We start from the raw sequence: 19307 nt of genomic DNA on the forward strand, positions 1-19307 counted from the left end.
TTCAGCGTTTGGCCAGCTCCCGCGCCGCCGCCGCCACGTCGGCCTCACCTGGCAATACCAGCAGGGCCGCACCGGCCAGCGGGGTGAACGTGTCGGCACCGACCACTCGCCGCATCGGTGTGGCACCGCAGCCACCCTCGACGATCGCGGTGATCACGCCCTCACCCACGCCGGCACTCTTGCGGCCTTCGTCCAGCACCAGGATGCGTTTGGCCGTCCGCGCCTGTGCCGCGATAAACGCATCGTTGAGCGGAGCCAGCCAGCGCAGATCGACGACACGAACCTGCCAGCCTTGCTCGCTCTCGATCGTTCGCGCGGCGCGCAAGGCCATCGGCACGCCGTTGCCGAAGGTGAAGATCACCAGATCATTCGCTGTCTCGTTGTAGATGCGACCCTCGCCCAGCGTCATCGCCTGATCCAGTGACGGATAGTCGAACTGCCACTGGCCGTCGCCGGCCTCGTACAGATCCTTGGTCATGTACAGCGCGATCGGTTCGAGGAACGCGCAGACGCGACCGTCGACTTTCGCCAGCGCCATCAATGTGCGCAGCATCGTGGCCGCGTCGTCGCCGCGGCTGGGACAGCCCACGATCAGGCCGGGAATGTCGCGCAGCGGAGTGATCGAGTTGTCGTTGTGGAAGTGGCCGCCGAAACCCTTCTGGTAGCCGAGCGAAGCCACCCGCATCACCATCGGGTTGCGGTATTGGTCGTTGGAGAAGAACTGCAGCGACGCCGCCTCGCCGCGGATCTGGTCGCAGGCGTTGTGGAAGTACGCCAGGTACTGGATCTCCGGGATCGGCAGCATCCCCATGTTCGCGTAGCCCTGGGCCAGGCCGAGAATCATCGTCTCGTCCAGCAACGTGTTGAACACGCGGCTGCCCTTGAAGGTCTTGTTGAGACCCTTGGTGACGGTATAGACGCCGCCTTTCTGCGCCACGTCCTCGCCGAACAGCAGTGCCTGCGGATACTTCGCCAGCAGGTCGTGCAGCGCCTGGCCGATCTGGATCGCCATGTGCCGCGGAGGCAGGTTTTCTGGAAGCTTCGCTTCGCCGCCGAATACCGCAAGGCGTTTCTCGGCGTAGTCGGCACGCGTGGCCTCGGCCTTGACTGCGGCCGGCGTGTAGGGCGCCAGCGGTTTCATGACATCTTCCAGCGTGGTCAGCCGATGGCGCGAGTCCGCATCCTCGGCGGCGGCGAAGCAGCGCTTGCGGGTAGCCTCATACAGGTTCAACAACTCGTCCTTCGAGTACAGCCCGGACTCCAGCGCGATGCCTGCCGAGCGCAGCAACGGATCGGTCGCTTCGACCGCGAACAATTCCTCGATGCTGCGCCACTCGATCTCGAAATCGGTGCCGGCATGGCCCATCACGCGAGTGGTCTTGAGATGCAGGAAGGTCGGCCGACGCGTGCCGCGGCAATGTTCCACCGCGCGCTGCACCTGCGCGTAACCTTCGGCCAGATCGAGACCGTCGGCAAAAAAGTAGTCGAGGTTGGAGCGATGCTGGTAGTTGTTCGCGATCCAGCCGCTGGGGGTCTTCACCGAGATACCGATGCCGTTGTCTTCGCACACGAACAGCACCGGCGCGGGCAGCTTCTGGTACGCCGTCCATGCCGCCGTGTTGAACGCGGTCTGTGCAGTAGCGTGGTTGCTGGAGGCATCGCCAAACGAGCAGATCGTGATGCTGTCATCGGGAATCGGCAGCTGGTGGCCGATCCGCCGCGCCTGCTCGATCGCCACCGCGGTGCCCAGCGCCTTGGGCAGGTGCGAGGCGATCGTCGACGTCTGCGGCAATACCCACAACGGCTTGCTGCCCCACACCTTGTGGCGACCGCCGGAAGCGGGATCGTCCTTGCTGGCAGCAAAGCTCAGTGCCGAATCCGTTACCGGGTCCATCCCCGGCAACTTGCGGAAGCGTTCGGCCATGAAGCCGCCGGAGCGGTAATGCAGGAACGCCGGATCGGTATGCCGCGCGAGCCGCGCCACCATCGCGTTACCCTCATGACCACTGGAGCCGATCGTGTAGAACACCTTGTTCTGCACCCGCAGCACGCGCGCCATCAGGTCGAGATGGCGCGAGATCAGCTGCGATTCGAACAGCTCGCGAAAGCCGCGCGCATCGAGCGCGCTGCCCGGCAACACCGCCTCATCGGCGCGCGGCACCGCGCGCACGTCCCCATGCCACAACTGCACGAACTCGATGAAGTTCTGGTCGACGATCTCGGCACGGTTGAAGCCCTTGTGGCGGGCGCTGATGGCAAACGGAATGGACATGGGCTCGATATCGATAAAGTGGAAGGTGGGTGTTGCTGACCGCTTTCAGCGCCGCATCGGGGTGTGGCCCGGCTGCGCCTGCACGCGGGCGAGCCAGGCGCGGATATCTGGAAAATCCGCGAGTTCAAAACCGCCGTCACCGGCACAATGGGTATACGCGTACAGCGCGATATCGGCGATGCCGTAGCGCTCGCCGACGAACCACTCGCGTCCGGCGAGATGCTGCTCCATCACCGCCAGCACCTGCGCGCCTTTCTGCAACAGCGTCGGCACTTCAGCCTGGCGCGGGTGATCCTGTGGCAGCCAGCCGCGGATGAAACGCGCCACCGCGATGCAAGGCTCGTGACTGTACTGCTCGAAGAACAGCCACTGCAGCGTCTGTGCGCGCAGCCAGCGATCGTCCGGCAGGAACGGCGTGCCCTCGGCGAGGTAACACAGGATCGCATCGGATTCGGCCAGCCGGCGGCCATCGTCCAGCTCCAGCAGCGGCACCTTGCCGTTCGGGTTCTTCGCCAGGTACGCGGGTGTGCGTGTTTCGCCACCTGCGCTGTCCACGTCCACCCAGCGATAGTCGTGGCCCAGCTGGTCCAGCAGCAGTTGCAGCTTGTAGCAGTTGCCGGAGGCGCGCATGCCGTAGATGGTGATCACAACCGCTCCTCGCACAGACGTTTCAACAGCACTGCACGCTGCAGGTCCTTTGGACGTCCAAAACTTTCCAGCACACGGATCTGTTCGGCCACCGATGGCGTGGACACGTCCAGTCCGGCGACATCCACCATGACGATTTCAGCCACCGCCACCGGCTCCCAGCCCGCCTCGCCGGACACTTCGAGCCCACCCATGACCTCTACCGCCAGTCCAGGAAATCCGAACCGGGCGAAGCGCGAACGAAAGCGTTCGGCGCCTGCCGATGCCTGCGTAGTCTGCAGTCGCGCCTGCCAGTGGCCGATCAGGGTTTCAGCGTCGCGGCGGCTGGTCAGCACGTCCAGATCCGCCACCGTCACGCTTGCACCGGCCAGCCAGGCTGCGCCGCTGCCGATCAGGAACCAGGGATCACGGCAGCATCGATGCAGGTCCGGCACCGCCAGGGCGAGCACCTCACGCACGACCACAGCGGTATCGACGTGGGCGGATGCATTCATGACTGCGCGCGACGCCGGCGCCATTGTTCGCGCGTCTGCGCCCAGATTTCGGTCGGGGAATCCTCGTATGGCGCAGGCAGCTTGCCCGGGCCGCGGCAGGTCGAGCCGAGCCGCTTCGCCAGCACCTGTGAGGCATGGTTGTCCGGATGGATCGAATGGATCATCTCGCCCCAGTTCAACTGGTCGAACGTCCAGTCGATGGCCGCGATGCAGCCTTCCAGCGCGTAGCCCTTGCCCCATGCCGCGCGCGCCAAACCCCAGCCCACCTCCGTACCGGGCCAGTCGACCGGATGCCATGGCCCGAGGCGGCCGATCCACTGGCCGCTGCTTTTCTCGATCACCGAGAACATCGCGAAACCCTGCATCGACCAGGCGCCGGCCATGCTGAGAAACCCGCGCCAGGCGGCGGCGCGACTTTGCTGGCCGCCGATGAAGCGCGCAGCCTCGGCATCCGCCATGTTGGCTGCGTAGGCGTCGAAATCCTCCACCCGGGTGGGGCGGAGGATCAGCCGCTCGGTTTCGATGCGCAGCGAATCGGAATCCATGTGCAACTTGTCCGGTTCAGAATGCGTTGATGCCGGTCAGTTCGCGACCGACCACCAGCTCGTGCACCGTCTCGGTGCCTTCATAGGTGATCACCGATTCCAGGTTCAGCGCGTGGCGGATCGCGCCATGCTCGGTGGTGATGCCGGCGCCGCCGAGGATGTCGCGGCACTGGCGCGCAATGTCGATCGCCATGCGGCAGTTGTTCCACTTCGCCAGCGAGACCTGGGTCGGCTGCATCTTGCCGGCGTCCTTCAGGCGACCGAGCTGCAACGACAGCAACTGCGCGGTGGTGATGCGGCGGGCCATGTCGGCCAGCTTCAGCTGCACCGCCTGGTTCGAGGCCAGCGGCTTGCCGAACAGGATTCGCTCCCTGGTGTAATCGAGCACTTCCTTGAGGCAGGCCTGCGCCGCGCCGATCGGGCCCCAGGTGATGCCGTAGCGCGCCTGGGTGAGGCAACCCAGCGGCCCCTTCAGACCTTTCACGTTTGGCAGCCGCGCGCTGTCCGGCACGCGCACGTTGTCGAAGAACAGCGCCGAGGTCACCGAGGCGCGCAGGCTCATCTTCTTGTGGATTTCCTGTGCCTTGAAGCCCGCCGTGTCGGTCGGCACCACGAAGCCCTGGATGCCGTCATCGGTCTGCGCCCACACGATCGCGATGTGCGCCAGGTTGCCGTTGGTGATCCACATCTTGGCGCCGTTGATCACCCAGTCGCCGCCGTCCTTCTTCGCGTGCGTCTTCATGTTGGCCGGATCGGAGCCACCGTGCGGCTCGGTCAGGCCGAAACAGCCGATCACTTCGCCGGCCGACATGCGCGGCAGGTACTGCTGTTTCTGCTCCTCGCTGCCGTAGGCGTAGATCGGGTACATGCACAGCGAGCTCTGCACCGAGGCGAAGCTGCGTAGACCAGAATCGCCGCGCTCCAGCTCCTGGCAGATCAGACCGTAGCTGACCCCGTTCATGCCGGCGCCACCGTATGCCTCGGGAATGGTCGCGCCGAGCAGGCCAAGCGCGGCGATCTCCGGGATCAGCTCCTTCGGAAAGCGCGCCTGGTCGAAGCAGTCGCCGATGATCGGCAGCACGCGCTCGTCGACGAAACGGCCAACGGTGTCCTGCACCATGCGCTCCTCGTCGGTGAGCAGCGAGCGGACATCGTACAGATCGAGCGGATTCAGACTGACAGCCATGGAAGCTCCGGAGGCGGGCGCGTAAAACCGTTATTGTAGCGCGGGACCCGGCTGCGCACAGGCGCCCGGAAGCCAGTCGGGCTGGGGCGAAAACCGACCCTGCCAGGCCGGCCCCTCTTCCACCCCATCGCCGGAAAACCATGTTCAAAGGTGTACTGCTCGGCTTCATGGCCTTTGCCGCCTACGCGCTCAGCGATGCGTTCGTGAAATCGCTGCGTGGTTCGCTGCCGGCCTACGAGGCGGTCTTCTTCGGCGCCGCACTGGGCCTGACCGCGTTGCCGTTCATCAAAGGCAACGGCGGCCGCTGGCATGAGGTGCTGTTCGCCCAGCGTCGGGGCCTGTACCTGGTGCGTGCCGTTGCCAGCGCGGTCGGCAGCATCGCCGCGGTCATCGCGTTCACCGCCCTGCCGATGGCCGAGGCATTCGCACTGATCTTCCTGTTGCCGATCTTCGTCACCATCCTGTCGGTACTGGTGCTCAAGGAGCATGTCGGCTGGCGCCGCTGGTCGGCCGTGGTGGCTGGTTTCATCGGCGTGCTGGTGGTGCTGCGCCCGGGCTTTCGGGTACTCGGCATCGGCCACCTGGCCGCCATCATCTGCGGCCTGGCCGGCGCCATCTCGATGATCGCGCTGCGCCTGTCCGGGCCACACGAAAAACGCATCACGCTGTACGGCGCCGGCATGGTGGGCTCGATGCTGTTCACCGGCGTGTTGATGCTCGCCGATTTCCGCTGGCCGACCCTTGCGCAGATCGGCCTGCTGCTTGGCTACGGCCTGCTCGCGGCGCTCGCTTCCGTGCTGTTGATGCTGGCTACGCAGAAGGCACCGGCCAACCACGTCGCGCCCACCCAGTACAGCCAGATGCTATGGGCGGTGGTACTCGGTTATGTGCTGTTCGACGACCGGCTGGACTGGCCAATGGCGGTCGGCATCGCAATCATTCTTGGCGCCGGCCTGTTCACGTTCGTGCGCGAGGACAAGGTCACGCGCTGGTGGAAGCGCATGCGGATGGTGTGACGGCGCGTATGCACGACGATCCATCGAACGCATCAGACCGTATTTCCGGCAACGCCGCTGAATAAACGTGGCCACCCGAAGGTGGCCACGTTTATCGTCATGCATCGACAGCCGTCCAGCCTGCGCGGCTGGACGGCGCGTCACCCTTACTGACAGGTCGGAAACTTGAACGACGCGATGCGCGTGTTCCAGTTGAACGAGCCGGTGTTCTTCAAGTACTCGGTGGTGTACCAGAACGTGCAGTCATCGACCGGATCGACGGTCATCGCGCTGTAATCGCCCCAACGCGAAAGGTTGTTGCCGCTCTGCGAGCCGAGTCCCTCGATGATGCTGTTCTCGGACTGCATCGTGCTCAGCGTGTCACTGGCCAGCCGTGCGGTGTAACGGATCGCCGGATGAAGTGTGCTGCTGGACACGCTGTAGCCAAGCGCCATGTCGCCCACCTTGTCCATCGCCACCGAACCCATCCAGCGGTAGCTGGTGTCCGGCGAGAAGGTGGACTGCTGGTAGACCACTGGCGTGCCGCCCGGACTGCGGATCTCGTACCAGCGCACCCCGGTGTACGGGTTCTTGCGTGTGGTACCGACCTTGACCGAATGGTTGACCACCAGCGACTCGTGATCGCCAAAGTTGCGATAGGCCAGACGCAGCATCAGGCGATCGGCCAGCGAATCGAGTTTTTGACGGGTACCGGACTGCGGAATGCAGGTACCGCCACCGCAGGCCGCGGCGAACGAAGCCACCGGAATGTTGGTCGGACCCGTCAGCGTGGTGTTGGCGGTATTGGCCCAGTCGACATGGAACTTCCACAGGTTCAGCGAACTGCTGCCGAAGTTCATCAGGTAGTTCGGCGAGCCGGCCGGCGGCGCGGTCGCACCGTCAAGATCCGCCGGCAGCACACCGCCGTAACTCGACGACAGCTGGAAGCACTGCTGGGTGGCCGCGGCGCCGCTCAACATCGCGTTGCGGTCGTACGCGCACAGCTTCGCGCCGGAGAACGTATTGCCGCTGAACATGTTGAACGTCTCGTAGTAAGCATCCGGCCAGACGCCCATCTTCGGATAGTCCGGAAAGACGCTGCCGTACGGGAACGCGTAGCGGTAGTAGGCACCGGTGGCATCGCTGGTCGCCGATACCGCCACGCACTGGTAGTACGGCGCCGCGGTCACCGCGAACTGGGCGATGATCCAGCGGCCGGCCGCCTTGTCGTAGACCACGGTGGCATCGCCGTCGTTGTCCGCCTCGCAGGGGCCGCCGAAGCCGGCCCACAGCGTGTTGGTGGTTACCGGACCGTAGCTCACCGCCTTGGTCGACTTGTCGAATACGGCGAAGGCGCTGTTGACGATCTGCACGTACTGGGTCGCACCGACGGCACCGTTGGTATCCGGTGGAGCGCTGTTGACGGTGAACGTGCCCTGCGGCCCGCTGAAACCCTGGCCCACACCGTCGAAGCCGGCACCAAGCGCGGGAGCGAAGCTGCCCGTGACGGAACCCTGCACGGCGCTGTCGGTCGGGTTACCCGGACCATCGATGAACGGCAGCGGGTGAGCCGGGTGGGCGTGCGAGTTCTTGCTGAAATCATCGGGTCGCGGCATCACGCCGCGCAACGAATGCAACGTGTCGTGCTGGACGGCCGGAGTGACCTCGGGGCCGGTGGTATCGGTGGCATTCACGCTGCTGGCGGCAGCGAGGCCGATGGCGACACACAGCGCAAGGCTGAGGCCGCAGGGTTTGGAAAATGGCATGTATTTCCCCTCCAGAAAGATCGTTTGACTTTCTCGAACCGGGTGCACATACGACGAGCCAGTTCCTGTCGCAACCAGATCGCAATGTTCGCCGGAATTTCTCTCCGCATCGCAACACGCCTTGTCGCGACGCCCCTCGGAGAAGCCCGAGCATATGGGTCGATAATGTTTTCGGCAATCCATCCGATCATCGCAATTTCATGCGAAGGCACCCGGACGCCGCAGCCCAATCTGGATGCCCAGAAAATGACCTGCACGACGCCGGTCTGCGGGCTGCTGGCCGACAGTCAGCCTCGCGACCCATCCTCGGCCAGCGCCTGCAACCGCACGGCGCAGATCGTGAGTTCGGTGCGCAGCTCGGCGGGAGTGCGTATCTCGAAATCGAACGGCAGCGCAGCGAGCCGGCGTGCGAACCAGGCCAGGTCATCGGCGCTGGTATGCAGCAGCACACCGTCCTTCACCGGCTCGAACACACCGAAAGCGAGCGAGAACGAGTTCTGTGCAGTCTGCAGTTCGGTACGCAGCAGCACCTCGATCGTGCGGCCACGCGGCATGCTCGCAATGCTCTGCACCAGCTGATCCAGCGCATCGAAGTTTGCTGGCCGCTTGAAGTGTCGATCCAGCAGAGTGACCTTGCCCACCCGATCCAGTCGGAATGAGCGCAAGCCGTTGCGCAGATGGCACATGCCCAGCGCGTACCAGCCACCTGCCCGATAAACCAGCCCATAAGGATCGAACTGCCGCTCGGTATGGCTGCCTTGCGCCGAGTCGTAGCTCATGCTCACGCGCTGCTGGCTTTGCGCCGCCGTGGTCAGGGCCATCAACGCCGCATTGCTGCCGGGTGTCGTTGACGACGTCTGCAGATCGACCTTCACCGTATCGGCAATCGCGCTCACGTGGCGCTTCAAGCTGTCAGGCATGACGCGGGCCAGCTTGGCCTGCACGCTGGCCACTGCGGGCGCGGCGTCGGCCAGCCCCAGGCCACGCGCCGCCACCATGCCCACCGAAAGAGCCACCGCCTCGTCATTGGTGAACATCATCGGCGGCAGCTTGAACCCGGCGACCAGCATGTAGGCACCGTGGCGGCCACGTTCGGTGGTGAGCGGAATGCCCAGATCCTCCAGCATCACCATGTAGCGCCGCAGCGTACGCACATCGACGCCGACCCTCTGCGCCAGCTCCGGGCCGCTCATGCGGCCGTGGCTCTGCAGCAGATCCAGTACAGCCAGTACGCGGGTGGTGGGTTTGGCCATGTGGTCATGGTATCGGTAAATCAGGGCCAAATCTGACCTGTATGCCCCGTACCGTACGCGCAGCCATCCGGCACAACGGGAGAATCCTCATGCGGCACTTCAAGCAGCTGTTGTTCGGTATCGCCGTGTGCATGGCATCGGGTGCGGCGATGGCCGCACATGACAAACCAGCGAGCGAGGCCACCCTCATGGAAAGCGTGCAGCACCTGCGGGACTACGAGGTCGTCGAGTTCCGTCGCTACGTCACCGCAGACGGCAAGCGGGCGAACTTCGTGAAGTACTTCGACGCGTATTTTCCCGAAGCGTTCGAGCAACTCGGCGCCATGGTGTTCGGGCAATTCACCGAGCGGGGCAATCCGAAACGTTTCACCTGGCTGCGCGGATTCAGGGACATCAATGCGCGCCCGATCATCAACGCGGCTTTCTATTACGGGCCGCTGTGGAAGGAACATCGCGTCAAGGTAAACGCGATCCTTCCGGACAGCGACAACGTGATGCTGTTGCGTCCGTTGCATCCGGACCAGGGCATCACGGTGCTGCCGGCAGTCGATCCGGTGATCGAAGATCAGGGTGCGCAGGGCATCGTGGTGGCGCAGATTTTCACGGTGAAGAAAGGCAGCGAGGAAGCGTTTGCGAAACTGGCAGAGGCCGCGTTTTCCACCTACCGCATCGAAGGCGTGCATCCGGCCGGCGTGCTGGTGACGCTGGATGTGCCAAACAACTTTCCGCAACTGCCGATCCGCACGGACGGACCGTTCCTGGTCTGGCTGGGCGTAGTCAGGGACGATGCCGTCGTCGACAGGCAATTGGCACCACGGCTGACTGCCGCCGAACAATCGCTATTCGCCACCGGCCTGCTGCGCAATGCGCCCGAACGCGTGGTGATGGATCCGACACCGCGCTCGCGCCTGCGCTGGCTATCCGACGCCACCATGGGTACGTCGCCATGAACCACTACGAACAACTGTGGCTGTTCTTCGTGCTGGTCTTCGGCATCATCGTGCTGCCGGGGCTCGACATGGCCTTCGTCATGGGCAGCGCATTGACGGGTGGCCGCAGCCGGGGAATGGCCGCGGTCGCCGGCATCATCGCCGGCGGGGTGTGCCACGTACTGATGACCGCGTTGGGCATCAGCGTGCTGATCCGGCTGATTCCCGGCGCGTTCAACGCCCTGCTGCTGGGCGGCGCGCTGTACATCGCATGGATCGGCATGTCGCTGATCCGCAGCGAGTCCTCGTTTGGTGTGCAGCCTGACCACAGCGTGCGCTCCCGGGCGACCACCTTTCGCCAGGGCATGCTCACCAGTCTGCTCAACCCCAAGGCGTACCTGTTCATGCTGGCGATCTTTCCGCAGTTCCTGCGCCCGGAGTACGGCGCGATCTGGGTGCAGGCAGCGGTCATGTGGCTCATCATCGCGCTCACTCAATTGTGCGTGTACGGCGGCCTGACCTTGATGGCCGATCGAGCCCGGCTCTGGTTGCAGGGCAAGCCTGCCGCGGGGCTCGTGGCCACCCGCTGCGTGGGCCTGCTGCTGATGGCGGCAGCGATGTTCACCGGCTTCGAGGGCTGGCGCGGGATTCATTGACGTCGCTGTGGCTGCCGCGGGCACGGATGATCACGTGCATGTTTCGTCGGCCGGCGAAACGTTCGGTGGCGCGTGGGCGTCAGGATGACGGCCCCGCCCCACCATGAAGGCTGTACGCATGTCGGCATTACTCGCACTCGGATTGATCGCGGCAATTTCCACAAGCACCACCTACCTGCCGGTTGCGCAGGAACCCGGGCAACGGCTTGCCCTGCATTGCGTGGCCCCGGCCCATGCCAACGGCCAGAGCGTGCTGTTCGTGCATGGCGCGAGCTTCCCCACCATGCTGGCCTTCGGCTTCGAATTTGCGCCGGGCGATTCATGGATGGATTTCATGGCGCGGCAGGGCTTTCTCGCCTGCGGCCTCGACTTCCTGGGGTTTGGCGCGTCCAGTCGCCCCGCAGCGATGGCCGGCGCGGCCGAAGGCGCGGCACCGGTGACCCGGGCAGCCGAAGCCGCACGGGAGATCGCCACAGCGATCGATTATCTGCAACGGGAACGCGGGATGGGCCACGTCCATCTGGTCGCCCATTCCTGGGGCACCATCCCGGCCGCCGCCTTTGCTGCTACCCATCCCGGCGCGCTGGCTTCACTGACCTTGTTCGGCCCCGTCGTGCCGAAGCCGGGCGAGAAGGCCGAGCCGGTTCACGCCGCGTGGTGGACCATCACCGCCGAGGCACGCTACCAGCAACTGCGATTCAAGGACGTCCTGCCGCCGGAACAGAGCTTGCTGGAGCCGGCGGTTGCGCAGCGATGGGCAGCCAGATTCGACGCCTCCGTTCCGCATATCGAAGGCGACAAGCCGGGAGATCTGCGCATTCCCGCCGGCCCGGCGGCGGACATCGAGGCAGTGGCTGCCAGCGGCAACTATCCCTACAACGCGGCCTCCATCAAGGTGCCGATCTTTGTGGTGTACGGCGATTACGACACCGTAACGAACGACGCCGGAGCTGCGGCATTCCTGGCGAAGTTCACCGCCAGCCCGCTCAGATGGCGCATGCGCATCGACCACGGCACCCATGTGATGCACCTGGAACACAACCGGCGTTCGCTGTACCAAGGCGTGGATGCGTTCATCCGCGCGGCGAATACGGTGCAGCCATGATCGCCGTGATCTTCGAACTCACACCGACGGATGGGCATCGGCAGGAGTACCTCGACATGGCAGCGAGGCTTCGGCCCCTGCTCGACGACATCGACGGCTTCATCTCGATCGAGCGTTTTCAAAGCCTCACGGTGCCCGGAAAGATCCTGTCGCTGTCGTTCTGGCACGACGAGGAAGCGGTGGCGCGATGGCGGGTCATGGAACCGCACAGGATCGCCCAAGCCCGCGGCCGCGCCACGACATTCAGCGACTATCGGCTGCGCGTGGCCAGCGTCAGCCGCGATTACGGCATGCACGATCGCGGGCAGGCACCATCAGACAGCCGGGTATTTCACGTCTGAAGGCGACCTGTTCAAGTTCATGCACGCACGGCGTCAGCGGTTGCTGACCCCATGCGGCACATGGCCGGTCGCCACATGCTTGCGTGCGGACTCGACGTTGGCCGGCGAGTCGTCGAAGAAAATATCGGCGCCGAACGCGTCCAGGAACGGCCCCTTGTCGCGGCCGCCCAGGAACAGCGCCTCGTCGATGCGCACGCCCCACTTGCGCAAGGTGAGGATCACGCGCTTGTGCGCAGGCGCGGAGCGGGCGGTGACCAGGGCGGTGCGGATGGGTGAGTCTTCGGCCGGGAACGCGATCTGCAGGCGATGCAGTGCGGTGAGGAAACCGCGAAACGGGCCGACCGACAACGGTTCGGCGGCGTGTTCGGTTTCGCTGCGATGGAACGCTTCCAGGCCTTCCTCGCGCGACACGCGCTCGCCTTCGTCGCCGAACAGCACCGCGTCGCCGTCGAACGCGATGCGCAGCTGCTCGCTGGCGCGCGGGGGCGCGGTGCTGGGCAGGATCGTTGCCGCCGCCACGCCGGCGGCCAGCGCGCGCCCGACATCTTCGGCGTTGGCGGACAGGAACAGGTCGGCCTTGAACGGCGCGATGTAGTCGGAGGTGGGGGCGCCGCTGGTGAACGCGGCGCGGCTGATTTCCAGGCCGTAGTGCTGGATCGCATTGAAGATGCGCAGGCCGGTGTCGCCGGAGTTGCGCGACAGCAGGATCACCTCGACCGGCGGCACGTCGCCGGCCAGCTTGTTCAGGCCGAGCAGTTTCTGCACCAGCGGAAACGCCACGCCGGGTTGCAGGATCTCGTTCTCATGATCGATCTGAAACTCGCGGTACGCATCTAGCCCGTCGCGCTCGAACAGCGCATGACTGTCGCCCAGATCGAACAGTGCGCGCGAGGAAATCGCGACGACCAACCGCTGATCGCCGGCAGCGGCGGGATCGTGGGCGTCGGTGGACGAGGACAGCTTGTTCACGGGTGGCGGCACATGCGGATCGACGATGGGTCGTTGCCGATCAATCTAGCACGCGACCGGTATCACTCCGCAGCGAACTGTTCGTCGAGGATGCGTTGTTCGAGATTGTGTTCCGGATCGAACAGCAGCCGCACGCCCTGCCCGCCGGACTGCCGGATCGCCACCGTGCGCACGTCGCGCACCTCGTGAAAATCGGCAGTGGCGCTGACCGGCCGCTTGCCCGGATCGAGCACGCGCAGAATGACTTCGGTGCGATGCGGCAGGATCGCGCCGCGCCAGCGACGTGGTCGAAACGGGCTGATCGGGGTCAGCGCCAGCACGTTCGCGTCCAGCGGAAGGATCGGCCCGTGTGCGGAAAGGTTGTACGCGGTGGAGCCGGCCGGAGTGGCGACCATGATGCCGTCGCACACCAGCGCAGCCAGTTTCACGGTGTCGTTGAGTTGCACTTCGAGATGGGCAGCCTGATTGCTCTGCCGCAACAGCGAAACCTCGTTGAACGCCAGCGCCGTGTGTTCATTGCCGGCCGCATCGGTCACCTGCATCTGCAGTGGGAACAGCGAGGCCGTATGCGCGCGTGCGATCCGCTCCGGCAAGCCGTCGAGCCTGTGCTTGTTCATCAGGAAACCGACCCGGCCCAGCTTCATGCCATACACCGGCACCTCCAACGCGCGATGCACGTGCAGGGTGCGCAGCATGAATCCATCGCCGCCCAGCGCGACGATCAGCTCGGCCTGTTCGGGCGGCACGTCGCCATAACGATCCACCAGCTTGCGTCGCGCCTGCTGGGCGATGCTGGTGTCGCTGGCGACGAAGGCGAAACGCATGCGCGAGAATCCGTGGCGGAGGTCAGCCGAGATTACACAGCATGAAGGCGCAAGACCATGTCTGATCCGGCGCCTTCGTGATTCAACCTGCCGGCCCGTACGAACTCAGCTCACCGGCACCTGCGCCAGCTGGGCCAGGCGGCGTACGGCGACCGAAGCGATCGGGTAATCCGCGTTCTGGGTGAGGATTTCCGCCAGCATGCTGCGGGTGTACTGCAGCGTGGCGTCGTCGCGCTGCAACCACGCCTGCACCGGCGAAATGTCCTTGCGATCGCCGGACAACGCGAGTACCTGCAGCGCCAGCGCGCGATGCTGGTGATTGAGTTCGTCCAGCAGCGAGCCACGCGCCTGTGCGTGCCAGTGGCCCTCCACCGGCAGCGCCTCGATCTGGTCACGCAGCCATTCCAGATCCAGCGCCTCGCCCAGTTCGTAGAACACGCCGGCGACCTTCTCGATCGGCTGACCGCCCTGCTGCGCCACCTCGACCATGTCCAGCGCCGCGCGCAGCTCCGGCATGCGGGCCAGCCGCAAGGCCAGTTCGGCAGGCATGCCAAGGCCTTCCCATTTCTCCTGGCTGCACGAGAAATCACCCTTGCCGGTCGGCGTCAGCACTTCCGGCAATGCCTTGCGCAGGGCCGACACGCTGGCCTGGTAACGCTCGACATTCGCGGCGATATCCAGCGAACCGCCTGGACGATTGAGCAGCCAGCGCGTCATGTGCCGCAACAGCGACCAGATCTGCTTGATCGCGTCGATCTGGGTGTCCTCGGCGACCTTGCTGTCGAGCGCCTCGATATGCGCCCACAGCTCGCGCGCCTCGAGGATCTCGCGCGCCGCGGTGTACGCCTTGGCAATCGCCGCCGGGCGCTGGCCGGTGTCTTCCTGCATGCGCATCATGAAGGTGGCGCCCATGCGGTTGATCGTCGAGTTGGTCACCGCGGTGGCGATGATCTCGCGCTTCAGGCGATGGCGCTGCATGTGCTCTGCATACTTCACGTGCAGCGGCTCGGGGAAGTAGCGCACCAGCTCCTTGGACAGATACGGATCTTCCGGTACATCCGAATCCAGCATCTGCTGGAACAGGCGGATCTTGTCGTACGAGAGCAGCACCGCCAGCTCCGGTCGGGTAAGCCCGAGCCCGCGCGTCTTGCGCTCGGTCAGCTCGGCCTCGGACGGCAGGTTCTCGACCTGGCGATCCAGCGTGCCTTCGGCTTCCAGCGTACGGATGAAGTGCGCCATCGAGCCGATGCGGCTTACCGACTGATGTTCCATCAGGGTGATCGCCTGGTTCTGGCGGTAGTTGTCCCACAGCACCAGCTGGCCCACTTCGTCGGTCATCGCGGCGAGCTGCGCATTGCGCGCATCGAAGCTCAGTTCGCCACGCTGCACGGCATCGTTGAGCAGGATCTTGATGTTCACCTCGTGATCGGAAGTGTCCACGCCGGCGGAGTTGTCGATGAAGTCGGTGTTCAGCAACACGCCCTTCTGGGCCGCCTCGATGCGGCCTTTCTGGGTCATGCCCAGGTTGCCGCCCTCGCCCACGATCTTGCAGCGCAGGTCGGCGCCGTTGACGCGCAGCGCGTTGTTGGCGCGATCGCCTACGTCGGCATGCGTCTCGGCGGAGGACTTCACATAGGTGCCGATGCCGCCGTTCCACAGCAGGTCGACCGGCGCCTTGAGGATGGCACTGAGCAGATCGGTCGGCGCCATGTGCTCGACGTCGGGCTTCAGGCCCAGCACCGCGCGCACTTCCGGTGAGATCGGGATCGACTTGGCGCTGCGCGGATAGATGCCGCCGCCAGTGGAGATCAGCGACTTGTCGTAATCGTCCCAGCTCGAACGCGGCACCGTGAACATGCGCTGGCGCTCGGCGAACGAGCGCGCGGTATCCGGATTCGGATCGAGGAACACATGGCGGTGATCGAACGCGGCCAGCAGACGGATGTGCTCGGACAGCATCATGCCGTTGCCGAACACGTCACCGGACATGTCGCCGATGCCGACGCAGGTGAAGTCCTGGGTCTGGCAATCGCGGTTGAGCGAGCGGAAGTGGCGCTTGACCGATTCCCACGCACCCTTCGCAGTGATGCCCATGCCCTTGTGGTCGTAGCCGTACGAACCGCCGGAGGCAAACGCATCACCGAGCCAGTAGTTGTGCTCGATCGAGATCGCGTTGGCGATGTCGGAGAACGTGGCGGTGCCCTTGTCGGCTGCCACCACCAGGTAGGGATCGTCCGCATCGTGGCGCACCACGTCGTGCGGATTGACCACCTTGCCTTCGACCAGGTTGTCGGTGATGTCGAGCAGGCCGTTGATGAACAGGCGGTAGCAGGCAATGCCCTCGGCCAGCTGCGCGTCGCGATCGCCGCCGACAGGCGCCTTCTTGACGAAAAAGCCGCCCTTGGAGCCGACCGGCACGATGACCGTGTTCTTGACCATCTGCGCCTTGACCAGGCCCAGCACCTCGGTGCGGAAATCCTCGCGCCGGTCGGACCAGCGCAGGCCGCCGCGCGCCACCGCGCCGAAGCGCAGATGGATGCCTTCGACGCGCGGTGCGCATACCCAGATCTCGCGATACGGCACCGGCTTGGGCAGCTCGGGCACCATGTGCGAATCGAGCTTGTAGCTGATGTAGCCGCGATGCGCGCCGTCCCACAACTGGAAGAAACTGGTGCGCAGGGTGGCCCGGATCAGCGACACGAAGCTGCGCAGGATGCGATCCTCGTCGAGACTGGCGACGTTCTCCAGCAGCACGCCGATGGTGTGCTCGACGGTGCGGACCTGTTCATCGCGCGGCGCTGAAAGTGCCGCGCTCAGTTCGTGGATCAACGCCGGATGTGCGCTCTGAACATTGGCCGGGATCAGCACCTGCATCTCTGTGGCCAGGGTAGCGCCGGCCACCTTCAGTTCATCGGCGGAAAGTGCCTCGCGGCGCGGGTCGAATTTCGCCAGGAACAGTTCCACCAGCAGGCCGGCGATCGCCGGATAGCGGTTGAGGGTTTCCTCCATGTACGCCTGCGAGAACGTCGCGCCGGTCTGCAGCAGGTACTTGCAGTAGCCGCGCAGCATCGCCACCTGACGCCAGCCGAGCTTGGCGCCCAGCACCAGGCGGTTGAAGCCGTCGTTCTCGGCGTTGCCACGCCAGATCTGCTCGAATGCATCCTCGAACAGCGCACCGACCTGCTCGACGCTGAAGGTAAGCTTGCCCACCGGCTGCACTTCGAAATCCTGGATCGATCGCGGCGCATCACCGGGCATGTCGTAGACGTGTTCGGTCAGCACGCGCAGGCCGAGGTTCTCCAGCTGCGGCAGCACCTCGGACAGGGCGATGTCGCCGCCCGAGCGGTAGACCTTGAAGCGCAGCGTCTCGGGCGCCTTCGGCGGATGGTAGAACGACATCCGCAGCGCGTTGTCGCCATCCAGCAGCGACAGCTGGTACACGTCTTCGGCAGCCACTGCCGGGCTGACATCCTCGACGTAACCTGCCGGCAACGACTTGGCATATCGGTTGGCCAGCACCACACCTTCATGGTCGCCGCGCTGCTGCACCAGTGCGTCGCGCACCTCGTCGTGCCAGTTGCGCACGATGCTGGCCACGCCCTGCTCCAGTGCGGCCAGGTCGTATGTGGGCTGGTCGCCGATCTTCGGGCGCAGCACGATGGTCAGCCGCGCCAGCGCAGCCTCGCCCATCTGCACCGAGGAATCGCTCTGCTCGGCGTGCAGCGCCGAACCCAGCAGTGCCTCGATGCGCTCGCGCACCGAGGTGTTGAAGCGGTCGCGCGGCACGAACACCATGCAGGTGAAGAAGCGACCGTAGCGGTCGCGGCGCATGAACAATCGCGTGCGCGCCCGCTGGCGCAGTTCGAGAATGCCCATGGCGGTCGCGAACAGTTCGTCCTCGCTGCTCTGCAGCAACTCCTCGCGCGGCAGCATTTCCAGAATGTGGCGCAGCGATTTGCCGGAATACGAATCGCGCTTCAGGCCCGAACGAGCCAGCACCGCCTCCACCTTGTGCCGCACCAGCGGCACATCCTGCGGACGCGCCATGTAGGCATTGGAAGAGAACAGGCCCAGGAAACGCTGCTCGGCGACCGCCCGGCCATCGGCACCGAATTGCAGCACGCCGATGTAATCCATGTAACCGGCGCGGTGCACATGCGAGCGCGCGTTGGTCTTGGTCAGGATGATCGCATCGGTGGCACCGGACTGCGGCAGTTCGCTGGCCGCCAGCGTGCGCAGGGAACGCGGCGCCATCACGCGCTCGTTGTTGCGCAGGATGCCCAGGCCGGACGAATCGATCGCACGCAGCACGCGGTCGCCATCGGCGTCGGCGACTTCGTACTCGCGATAGCCGAGAAAGGTGAAGTTGTCGTCGGCGATCCAGCGCAGGAACTCGCTGGCCTCAAGCACCGACGCGGCATCCAGCGGCAGCTGGCGTTGCGGCAGCTCGTTGGCGATCGCCAACGCCTTGTCGCGAATCGCCGCCCAGTCGCTCACCGCTGCACGCACATCATCCAGCGCGGCTTCGATCGAGCTCTTCAGCTGTGCCTGCTCGGCGTCATCGGCAACCCGGTCGATCTCGAAATGCATGATGGATTCGGCGGCGCCCGCCTCGTCGCCGAGGCCCAGCAGCTTGCCGGAAGCATCGCGCGTCACCTTCAACACCGGATGGATCACGGCGTGGATCTGCAGTTTCGCCGACACGATCATGCTTACCGTGTCGACCAGGAACGGCATGTCGTCGGTGACGATCTGCAACAGGCTGCGGCCGGCATGCATGTCCGCGGAGTTGAGTACGCGGATCGACGCGCGACCGCCCTGGCGTTGCTGCATGAATTCGAGCAGGCCGCCCACGAGGGCAGCCCATTGCGCCGGTGTGTGCAGGGCCACGTCGCTGCCGTCGATACGCGCAAAGAACGCCTGGCAGAAAACCTGCGCCTCATTCAGACGCTGGGGCGACAGACCGCCCTTTTTCAGCTCTGCAAGTACTACAGACGGAAGGGAGGGATCATTCGCCGCATGGGTCGCATTCATGGCATCTACTGGTCAGTGGAGACAAGGATTGAGAATGGTGGGTAAAAAGCCTTGAAAGGATACGCTGCGTGACATGGCGAATCCACCCACGCAGCGCGGTTTGCACCATGCCCATGCGCATGGGTTCATGTGAACCACCGCTGCTGTCTGCACCGGAGTGTGCGGTTGCACACGTGCAATGCGCGCCTGAGTTCATGCGTGTGTCACTGCATTGTCCCGGGCAGCGATGCAGATCAACTCGATCCGTGCCGCTCTCATCCGCGGCACGGATCGAAACGGCATCGCCCAAA

15 protein-coding genes are annotated in these 19307 nt (G+C 64.9%); 5 read left to right on the plus strand and 10 right to left on the minus strand.

All coding sequences use genetic code 11. The features are described from left to right. Position 1: 1 nt before the first annotated feature. Genes EAH75_RS06580 through EAH75_RS06600 form a run of 5 tightly spaced genes read right to left on the minus strand, consistent with a single transcriptional unit; the run spans position 2 to position 5145 of the window. Positions 2-2272, minus strand: coding sequence for a thiamine pyrophosphate-dependent enzyme (locus EAH75_RS06580; RefSeq protein ID WP_140650339.1), 2271 nt, complete (start codon positions 2270-2272; stop codon positions 2-4). 45 nt (positions 2273-2317) lie between these two features. Then, entirely contained in the window at positions 2318-2902 is a 585-nt protein-coding gene (locus EAH75_RS06585; RefSeq protein ID WP_241668918.1) for a glutathione S-transferase family protein, read from the minus strand. A gap of 14 nt (positions 2903-2916) precedes the next feature. After that, positions 2917-3414 carry a hypothetical protein gene (locus EAH75_RS06590; protein WP_140650331.1) on the minus strand — a complete coding sequence of 166 codons (498 nt, stop codon included), beginning with the start codon at positions 3412-3414 and terminating at the stop codon, positions 2917-2919. Beyond that, positions 3411-3959, minus strand: a complete 549-nt coding sequence (locus tag EAH75_RS06595; protein WP_140650328.1) for a GNAT family N-acetyltransferase — start codon at positions 3957-3959, stop codon at positions 3411-3413. Before EAH75_RS06595 ends, EAH75_RS06590 begins: the two co-directional genes overlap by 4 nt. A gap of 16 nt (positions 3960-3975) precedes the next feature. Continuing rightward, positions 3976-5145, minus strand: a complete 1170-nt coding sequence (locus tag EAH75_RS06600; protein ID WP_140650325.1) for an acyl-CoA dehydrogenase family protein — start codon at positions 5143-5145, stop codon at positions 3976-3978. A gap of 140 nt (positions 5146-5285) precedes the next feature. Between EAH75_RS06600 and EAH75_RS06605 the strand changes: the two genes are divergently transcribed. Then, positions 5286-6161, plus strand: coding sequence for a DMT family transporter (locus EAH75_RS06605; protein WP_140804844.1), 876 nt, complete (start codon positions 5286-5288; stop codon positions 6159-6161). Between the two features lie 146 nt (positions 6162-6307). On the opposite strand, the gene EAH75_RS06610 is transcribed toward EAH75_RS06605, so the two are convergent. Both EAH75_RS06610 and EAH75_RS06615 read right to left on the minus strand, forming a co-directional pair. Beyond that, entirely contained in the window at positions 6308-7906 is a 1599-nt protein-coding gene (locus EAH75_RS06610) for a hypothetical protein (RefSeq protein ID WP_140804847.1), read from the minus strand. A 287-nt stretch (positions 7907-8193) separates the two neighbouring features. Next, entirely contained in the window at positions 8194-9159 is a 966-nt protein-coding gene (locus EAH75_RS06615) for a helix-turn-helix transcriptional regulator (protein ID WP_140804848.1), read from the minus strand. Positions 9160-9248: 89 nt separating this feature from the next. Between EAH75_RS06615 and EAH75_RS06620 the strand changes: the two genes are divergently transcribed. From EAH75_RS06620 to EAH75_RS06635, 4 genes are all read left to right on the plus strand, one after another. Continuing rightward, positions 9249-10109 carry an NIPSNAP family protein gene (locus EAH75_RS06620; protein WP_161596291.1) on the plus strand — a complete coding sequence of 287 codons (861 nt, stop codon included), beginning with the start codon at positions 9249-9251 and terminating at the stop codon, positions 10107-10109. Further along, positions 10106-10744 (plus strand): LysE family translocator, encoded by a 639-nt coding sequence (locus EAH75_RS06625; RefSeq protein ID WP_140804852.1) that lies wholly within the window; start codon positions 10106-10108, stop codon positions 10742-10744. The genes EAH75_RS06620 and EAH75_RS06625 overlap by 4 nt, the downstream gene beginning before the upstream one ends. A gap of 118 nt (positions 10745-10862) precedes the next feature. Next, a complete protein-coding gene (locus EAH75_RS06630) occupies positions 10863-11849 on the plus strand; it encodes an alpha/beta hydrolase (RefSeq protein WP_161596292.1) in 987 nt (328 codons plus the stop codon). After that, the gene (locus EAH75_RS06635) at positions 11846-12190 is read left to right on the plus strand and encodes an antibiotic biosynthesis monooxygenase family protein (RefSeq protein ID WP_140804856.1); all 345 of its coding nucleotides are present in this window, start codon (positions 11846-11848) and stop codon (positions 12188-12190) included. The genes EAH75_RS06630 and EAH75_RS06635 overlap by 4 nt, the downstream gene beginning before the upstream one ends. 33 nt (positions 12191-12223) lie before the next feature. Here the strand turns inward: EAH75_RS06635 and EAH75_RS06640 are convergent, their stop codons facing one another. From EAH75_RS06640 to EAH75_RS06650, 3 genes are all read right to left on the minus strand, one after another. Then, entirely contained in the window at positions 12224-13159 is a 936-nt protein-coding gene (locus EAH75_RS06640) for a 5'-nucleotidase (protein ID WP_241668902.1), read from the minus strand. Positions 13160-13221: 62 nt separating this feature from the next. Then, a complete protein-coding gene (locus EAH75_RS06645; RefSeq protein ID WP_140650294.1) occupies positions 13222-13983 on the minus strand; it encodes an NAD kinase in 762 nt (253 codons plus the stop codon). A gap of 105 nt (positions 13984-14088) precedes the next feature. Further along, positions 14089-19017: an NAD-glutamate dehydrogenase gene (locus EAH75_RS06650; RefSeq protein WP_140804858.1), complete on the minus strand. Its 4929-nt coding sequence runs from the start codon at positions 19015-19017 to the stop codon at positions 14089-14091. Between the last annotated feature and the right edge of the window lie 290 nt (positions 19018-19307).

This window comes from Rhodanobacter glycinis (genome assembly GCF_006438785.1).
Classification (GTDB): Bacteria; Pseudomonadota; Gammaproteobacteria; order Xanthomonadales; family Rhodanobacteraceae; genus Rhodanobacter; species Rhodanobacter glycinis_A.